The sequence below is a fragment of the Tepidiforma sp. genome (assembly GCF_026419595.1).
GTDB lineage: Bacteria > Chloroflexota > Dehalococcoidia > Tepidiformales > Tepidiformaceae > Tepidiforma.
Map to the genome: position 1 here is coordinate 1 of NZ_JANZZD010000046.1, position 7,523 is coordinate 7,523.

The 7,523-nt window shown below is 69.0% G+C and carries 7 protein-coding genes; 6 read left to right on the forward strand and 1 reads right to left on the reverse strand.

Annotation, left to right across the window (positions count from 1 at the left end):
• The 6 genes from N2041_RS13970 to N2041_RS13995 all read left to right on the forward strand — a co-directional run.
• On the forward strand, positions 1 to 612 hold a 612-nt coding region (locus N2041_RS13970), incomplete at its 5' end, for a tRNA (adenosine(37)-N6)-dimethylallyltransferase MiaA (protein WP_297679189.1).
• 25 nt (positions 613 to 637) lie between these two features.
• On the forward strand, positions 638 to 1,483 hold the full coding sequence (gene dapF, locus N2041_RS13975) for a diaminopimelate epimerase (RefSeq protein WP_297679190.1): 846 nt from the start codon (positions 638 to 640) through the stop codon (positions 1,481 to 1,483).
• Positions 1,484 to 1,576: 93 nt separating this feature from the next.
• Positions 1,577 to 2,743, forward strand: coding sequence for an LL-diaminopimelate aminotransferase (locus N2041_RS13980; protein WP_297679191.1), 1,167 nt, complete (start codon positions 1,577 to 1,579; stop codon positions 2,741 to 2,743).
• Between the two features lie 49 nt (positions 2,744 to 2,792).
• On the forward strand, positions 2,793 to 3,986 hold the full coding sequence (gene hflX, locus N2041_RS13985) for a GTPase HflX (protein ID WP_297679192.1): 1,194 nt from the start codon (positions 2,793 to 2,795) through the stop codon (positions 3,984 to 3,986).
• 32 nt (positions 3,987 to 4,018) lie between these two features.
• Positions 4,019 to 5,302, forward strand: a complete 1,284-nt coding sequence (locus N2041_RS13990) for a CoA transferase (protein ID WP_297679193.1) — start codon at positions 4,019 to 4,021, stop codon at positions 5,300 to 5,302.
• Between the two features lie 2 nt (positions 5,303 to 5,304).
• Complete coding sequence (locus N2041_RS13995; protein WP_297679194.1) at positions 5,305 to 6,606, forward strand: CoA transferase; 1,302 nt, start codon at positions 5,305 to 5,307, stop codon at positions 6,604 to 6,606.
• A 94-nt stretch (positions 6,607 to 6,700) separates the two neighbouring features.
• On the opposite strand, the gene N2041_RS14000 is transcribed toward N2041_RS13995, so the two are convergent.
• The coding region (locus N2041_RS14000) for a cupredoxin domain-containing protein (protein WP_297679195.1) at positions 6,701 to 7,523 on the reverse strand (823 nt) is incomplete at its 5' end.

Consider the following 7,523-nt stretch of genomic DNA (forward strand, 5'->3'; position numbering starts at 1 on the left):
GAGAACTGGCAGGTCCCCGCCGTCCCGCCCGACCCCGCCCTGCGCGCCGCCCTCGACGGCGTCGCCCGCACCGAAGGCCCCGCCGCCCTCCACGCCCGCCTCGCCGCCGTCGATCCCGCGGCTGCCGCCCGCATCGACCCCCGCAACGTCCGCCGCGTCGTCCGCGCGCTGGAGGTCTTCGAAAAAACTGGCCGCCCCATCTCCGCCTGGCAGGAGAAGCGCCCGCCCGACTTCGAATACCTCCTCTTCGCCATCGACGTGCCGCGCAAGGAGCTCTACGAGCGGGTCGACCGCCGCGTCGAACAGATGTTTGCCGGCGGCCTCCTCGATGAAGTCCGCGCCCTCCTCGAGGCCGGCGTCCCGCCGGATGCCCCCGCCATGTCGTCCATCGGCTACGAAGAGGCGGTCGGCCACCTCCTGGGCCGCTGCACCCTCGACGACGCCATCGAACGGGCGAAGCGCGCCACCCACCGCCTCATCCGTTCCCAGGAGCAGTGGTTCCGCCGCGACGACCCCCGCATCACCTGGGTCCGCGACGCCGACGACATCGAGCTGCAGGCCAACATCTTCACCGGCGTCTGCACCAACGTCATCCGCGGCGAACGCCGCTAGCGCCCGCCCCGGGTACACTCTCCCCATGCGCGTCACCAAGATGCACGGCCTCGGCAACGACTACGTCTACCTCGCCCCCGCCCGCGAGGACGAACGCGACTGGCCCGAACTCTCCCGCCGGGTCAGCGACCGCCACTTCGGCGTCGGGAGCGACGGCCTCATCCTCGCCCTGCCCTCCACCGTCGCCGACGTCCGCATGCGCATGTTCAACGCCGACGGCTCCGAAGCCGAGATGTGCGGCAACGGCATCCGCTGCCTCGTCAAGTTCGCCATCGAAGAAGGCCTCGTCCCCGCTGACCGCGACGAGGTCACCGTCGAAACCCTCGCCGGCATCAAGACGCTCCGCGTCATCCGCGAAAACGGCGTCGTCACCGCGGCGCGCGTCGATATGGGCCCGCCGAATTTCGACCCCGCCTCGCTCCCTGCCGCCGTCGAAGGCCCCGGGCCGGTCATCGACCTTCCGCTCACCGTCGATGGCGTCGAGCTCCGCCTCACGCTCGTCAGCATGGGCAACCCCCACGCCATCCACTACGTCGATTCCGACCCGGCCGAGTTCCCGCTCGAGCGCATCGGTCCCCTCGTCGAGCACCACCCGCTCTTCCCGAAACGGGTCAACTTCCAGGTCGTCCAGGTGCTCAACAGCGGCGAAGTGAAGCACCGCGTCTGGGAGCGCGGCTCCGGCATCACCCTCGCCTCCGGCACCAGCGCCTCTGCCGTCGCCGCCGCCTCCCGCCTCCGCGGCTTCACCGGCGGCCGCGTCGTCGACCACATGCCCGGCGGCGACCTCGTCCTCGAATGGGACGGCGAAGGCTCCGTCTTCATGACCGGCCCCGCCGTCCGCGTCTTCGACGCCGACTGGTACGAAACATAACGGCGAAGGCCGTAACCGCCGCCCGTGGTAGCATGGGAGCCGCCCGCGGGCCGCGCGCCCCGGCGCCCATCCCCACCGCCAGGACTGCTCCCGATGAAACTCGCCCGCCGCGTCGAGGCGCTCCCGCCCTACCTGTTCGCTGAAATCTCGAAGAAAATCGCCGCCAAGCGCGCCCAGGGCGTCGACATCGTCACCTTCGGCATCGGCGACCCCGACCTGCCCACCCCGCGCCACATCCTCGACGCACTCCACCAGGCCGCCGAAGACCCGGTCAACCATCGCTACCCCGAGTCCGAAGGCCTGCCCGAGCTCCGCGAAGCCATCGCCCGCTACTACCAGCGCCGCTTCGAAATCTCCTTCGACCCGCTCAAGGAAACCCTCCCCCTCATCGGCTCCAAGGAGGGCATCGGCCACATCGCCCTCTGCTTCATCGACCCCGGCGATGTCGCTCTCGTCCCGGACCCGGCCTACCCCGTCTACGAAATCGGCACCATGTTCGCCGGCGGTGAATCCTACCGCCTCGACCTCCGCCGCGAAAACGGCTGGCTTCCCGACCTCGATGCTATCCCGGTCGACGTCGCCCGGAAGGCGAAAGTCCTCTGGCTCAACTACCCCAACAACCCGACCGGCGCCGTCGCCCCGCTCGAGTTCTTCGAAAAGGCCGTCGCCTGGGCGAAGAAGTACGACGTCGCCATCCTCCACGACAACCCCTACTGCGACGTCGCCTACGACGGCTACGAGCCGGTGAGCATCTTCCAGGTGCCGGGCGCGAAAGATGTCGCAGTCGAATTCAACTCCTGGTCCAAGGCCTACAACATGACCGGCTGGCGCATTGGCATGGTCGTCGGCAACGCCCAGATGGTCGACGCCCTCATGCGCGTCAAGTCCAACCTCGATAGCGGCATCCCGCAGGCCATCCAGAAGATGGCCATCGCCGCCATCGACGGCCCGCAGGATTGCATCGAAGAGCACAACCGCATCTACCAGCGCCGCCGCGACCGCATCGTCGAGGTCCTCCGCAAGTGCGGCCTCGAGGTCGATCTCCCGAAGGCGTCCCTCTACGTCTGGGCAAAGCTGCCCGAGGGCGTCACCAGCGCCGACTACGCCGCCCGCCTCATCGACGAGACCGGCGTCGTCGTCACGCCGGGCCGCGGCTACGGCCTCAACGGCGAGGGCTACATCCGCCTCTCCGTCACCACACCGGACGACCGGCTCGAAGAAGGCATGCGCCGCCTCGAGGCATGGTCCGCGAACCAGTAGCCCTTCGCCCATTCGCAGGCCTGCCCCCGGCGCGGTACGCTAGCTGCACATGACCCGTGTGCTTCACCCGACCGCGCCCACGCGGGACCGCGCCATCCTCGTCGCAGCCGAGGTCCCCGGCGCACTCCTCCCCGCCGACGAATCGTTGAACGAGCTCGCCGAGCTCGCCCGCACCGCCGGCGCGGAGGTCGTCGCCCGCTTCACCCAGCGGCTCGACCATCCCAACCCCGCCACGTACATCGGCAGCGGCAAGGTGCAGGAAGTCACCGAAGCCGTCCGCCAGCTCGGCGCCAACGTCGTGATCTTCGACGACGAACTCTCGCCCTCCCAGCAGCGCAACCTCGAAAAGGCCCTCGGCGTCAAGGTCATCGACCGCACCGCCCTCATCCTCGACATCTTCGCGACCCGCGCCCGCACCCGCGAAGGCCGCCTGCAGGTCGAACTCGCCCAGCACCAGTACCTCCTGCCGCGCCTCGCCGGCCAGTGGTCCCACCTCGAGCGGATGGAGGGCGCCATCGGCACCCGCGGCCCCGGCGAGACCCAGATCGAGACCGACCGCCGCCTCATCCGCAACCGCATTGCGAAAATCCGGCGCGACCTCGAAGAAGTCCGCACCCAGCGTGAGCTCTACCGCCGCCGGCGCGCCCGCAACAACGTCCCGGTCGTCGCCCTCGTCGGCTACACCAACGCCGGCAAGTCGACGCTCATGCGTGCGCTCAGCGGCGCCGACGTCCTCGCCGAAGACAAACTCTTCGCCACGCTCGACCCCGTCACCCGCCGCATCAGCCTCCCCTCCGGCGAAGTCGTCCTCCTCACCGATACCGTCGGCTTCATCCAGAAGCTCCCCACGGGCCTCGTCGCCGCCTTCCGCGCCACCCTCGAAGAGCTCGAAGACGCCGACCTCCTCCTCCACGTCGTCGATATCGCCCACCCCAACGCCTACCAGCACGTCCAGACGGTCGAAGCCACCCTGCGCGACCTCGGCGTTCACGAAAAGCCCCAGCTCATCGCCCTCAACAAGGTCGACCTCCTGCGCCACGAAGACGGCCGCCCGGTCGCCGATTTCGATGAAGCCCGCGCCATCATCCTCGGCGCCGGCGCGCCGCCCCGGAACGTCGCCATCATCTCCGCCGAGAAGCGCTGGGGCCTCGACCTCCTCCGCGAGCGCATCGAGGAAGGCCTCGATGGCGGCTTCGAAGCTCTCCCCGTCGAGCTGCCCGCCGTCCTCTCCGCCGCCGTTTGAACGCCGCCGTTCCACCCGGTAGAACTCCGGCTATGAACCCCGAACGGCCGCCAGTTCCGCTCGCCCATCCCTCCGGCCCGCTTGCCGGCTACCGCGTCCTCGACCTCGCCGACGAAAAAGGCCAGCTCGGGACGCGCCTCCTCGCCGAGCTCGGCGCGGACGTCATCAAAATCGAACCGCCCCGCGATGGCGACCCGGCCCGCCAGCACGCCCCGTTCTTCCGCAACGAAGCCGGCGCCGAGACCAGCCTCTTCTGGTGGACCATGAACGCCGGCAAGCGCTCCATCACCCTGCAGCTGAAGCTGGAGACCGGTCGGCAGCTCTTCCACCGCCTCGTCGCGCTCTCCGACATCGTCGTCGAGACGTGCATGCCCGGTGAATCCGCCGCTCTCGGCCTCGACTACGCCGCCATCGAGCGCGCCAACCCGTCGGCGATTCTCGTTTCCATCACCGGCTTCGGCCAGGACGGCCCCTACGCCGGCTGGCACGCGACCGACATCGTCGGCGCCGCCATGGGCGGCCTCATGTACCTCAACGGCGACCCCGAGCGCGGCCCCGTCCGCACCACCGTTCCGCAGGCCTATACCCAGGTCAACGTCCAGGCGATGGTCGGCGCGCTCATCGCCCTTTACGCCCGGCCGCTCAACGGCGGCCGCGGCCAGCACGTCGATGTCTCGATGCAGGAAGCCGTCGCCAACGCCATGGACAACGCCCAGCAAACCTGGGATATCCGCCGCGTCAACGCCTCCGGGCCCGGCCTCTACCGGAACACCGCCGGCATCCGCACCGCCCGCTACCTCTTCGAAACCGCCGACGGGTGGGTCGCGGCCCTGCAGGCCGGCGGCCTCATCGGCCAGCAGGCGAACGCCATCATCGACTGGCTCGCCGAGCACGGCGAAGCCCGCGGCCTCGACGCGCCCGAGTGGCGGCAGAAGCTCACCTCCCTCCAGCCGCTCGCCCCGGAGGAGCGCGAGTACGTCGAAGAGACGATGGCCGCCTTCTGCCGCACCCGCAAGAAGGAAGACCTCGTCGCCGAGGCCCAGCGCCGCGGCGCCGGCTGGGCGCCCGTCTTCTCCCCCCGCGAAATCGTCGAAAGCAAGCAGCTCGCCGTCCGCGGCTACTGGACCCGCGTCACCCACGAAGACCTCGGCGAATCGTTCACGTACCCCGGCGCGCCCTTCCGCCTTTCCGCCACCCCGTGGATGCAGCGCGGCCGCGCCCCCCACATCGGCGAACATAACGAAGAGGTGTACTGCGGCCTCCTCGGCCTCGAACCGCAGGAGCTCCGCCGCCTCCGCCTCAGGATGGTGATCTGACCATGTCCGAACCCGTTTCGCAGCCGGTCCGCAAGCCGTTCGAGGGCCTTCGCGTCGCCGATTTCGCCTGGGTCGGCGTCGGCCCGCTCGTCTCCAAGTACCTCGCCGACCACGGCGCCGAAGTCATCCGCATCGAAAGCGCCACCTACCCCGAGACGCTCCGCCGCGTCGGCCCTTTCGTCGACGATACCCCGAACATCGACGGCTCTGGCTACTTCGCCAACTTCAACAGCTCCAAGCTCGGCGTCTCGGTCAACTTCAAGCACCCGAAGGGGCCGGAGCTCGTCCGCCGCCTCCTCGCCCACTGCGACGTCGTCACCGAGTCTTACACCCCGGGCACGATGGCCCGCTTCGGCTTCGATTACGAGTCCGTCCGTCAAATCCGCCCGGACGTCATCATGATCTCGATGCCCCTCTACGGGCAGGATGGCCCGTGGGCCCACTACGCCGGCTACGGCCACGTCCTCCAGGCTGCCGCCGGCTACAACCACTTCACCGGCTGGGAGGACGGCCCGCCCCTCGGCACCGGCGTCGCCTACACCGACTTCCTGGTGCCCCATTTCGCCGCCATCGCGCTCATCGCAGCGCTCGATTACCGCCGCCGCACGGGCCACGGCCAGTACATCGACTTCTCCCAGTTCGAAGCCGCCATCCATGGCCTCTGGACCGCCATCCTCGACTGGACCGTCAACGGTCACGAGCAGACCCGCCTCGGAAACCACGACCTCGAGGCCGCGCCGCACAACGCCTACCGCTGTCGCGACGGCCGCTGGGTCGTCATCGCCTGCGAAACCGAAAAGCACTGGGAAGGCCTCAAAGCCGCCCTCGGCCGGCCCGAATGGTGCGACATGGAGCGCATGCGCCGCCGCTGGCAGCGCATCAACGAGCAGAAAGAAATCGACCGCCACCTCACCTTCTGGTTCGAAGATTTCACGCGCCTCCCGTCTGAGGCCGCGCTCCAGGTCGAAGAAGGTGTCGAAGGGCCGCCCGTCCGCAAGTACACCACCGAAGAAGTGGTGCGCCTCTTCCAGTCCTTCGGCGTGCCCTGCGGCATCGTGCAGTCGCCGGAGGAGATGCACGCCGACCCGCAGCTCGCCCACCGGCACCACTACTGGAAGCTCGAGCACCCGGTCATGGGCCTCCGCACCTACGATGCGCCGGCCTTCAAGCTCTCGCTGACCCCCTCCGAGCTCACCCGGCCGGCCCCGCTGCTCGGCGAACACAACGAGTACGTCTTCAAGCAGGTCGTCGGCCTCAGCGACGACGAGTACGTCGACCTCCTCGCTGACGGCGCCTTCGAGTAGCCCCGGCACGGGTGCGCCACCCCCAGGGACAAAACGGCGGGGCCGCCCTTTTTTGGGCGGCCCCATTCTCATATCGTTGATGAGTTGTGGCGGATTAGCCCCCGGTCGTCGGCGTCGTCCCCGCGCCGGCGCCGGCGGGCGCTTCGCCCGTCCCGACGGGGCCGCCCTCCACGACCCGGAAAATACCGTTCATCTGATCCGGGTGCAGGTCGCAGAGGAAGTAGTACTCCCCAACGCCGGGCGTCGTGAACGTGACCTTCGTCTCCGTCCCGCCGCCGTCGATGATTTCGCCTTCGGCTCCGGGCGCCAGCGTCTGCCCGCCCTTCTTGTCGAGGAAGTGGATGTTGTGCTTCGCGCGCCCGTTATTGACGAGCGTGATCGTAATCTCCGCGTTCGGCCCCGCGACGATCTCCTTCTTGTCGAAACGGTTGTCCGTCGCGATAACCCGGAAGGGGTTCGCCGGGACCGTCGGCTGAGCTGGCCCCCCGCCCGTGCCGGTCGACTCGCTCGCGAACAGGTTCAGGCCCGCGCCGATCATGAACCCGCCGAGCATCAGCCCCGCGATGACCGTGAAGGCCGCGCCCGTCCCGAACCGGAAGGTCACGTCCTTCGTATCGCGGATGACCTCCATGTCGAACACCTGGACCGTACCCGGCACCACCTCATCGGTGTGCCTGGCGATGATGTCCAGCATCGTCTGCCGCGTCTCTTCGTAGGTCGCGAGACCTTCCCGGTCCGACCACGTCGTCTCCACGAGCACCTGCGACGGCCCCGTCGCAGCAGGCGACACGATGATGCGCAGGTCCTGGAATCCGTCGAGGTCGCGCAGCTGGTTGTCGCTGCTCTCGAGGTCGTGGATGATCCCGCTCTTCCGCGCCTGGTCGAGCTTGCCTTCGGCCAGCGCGAACGTCACCACC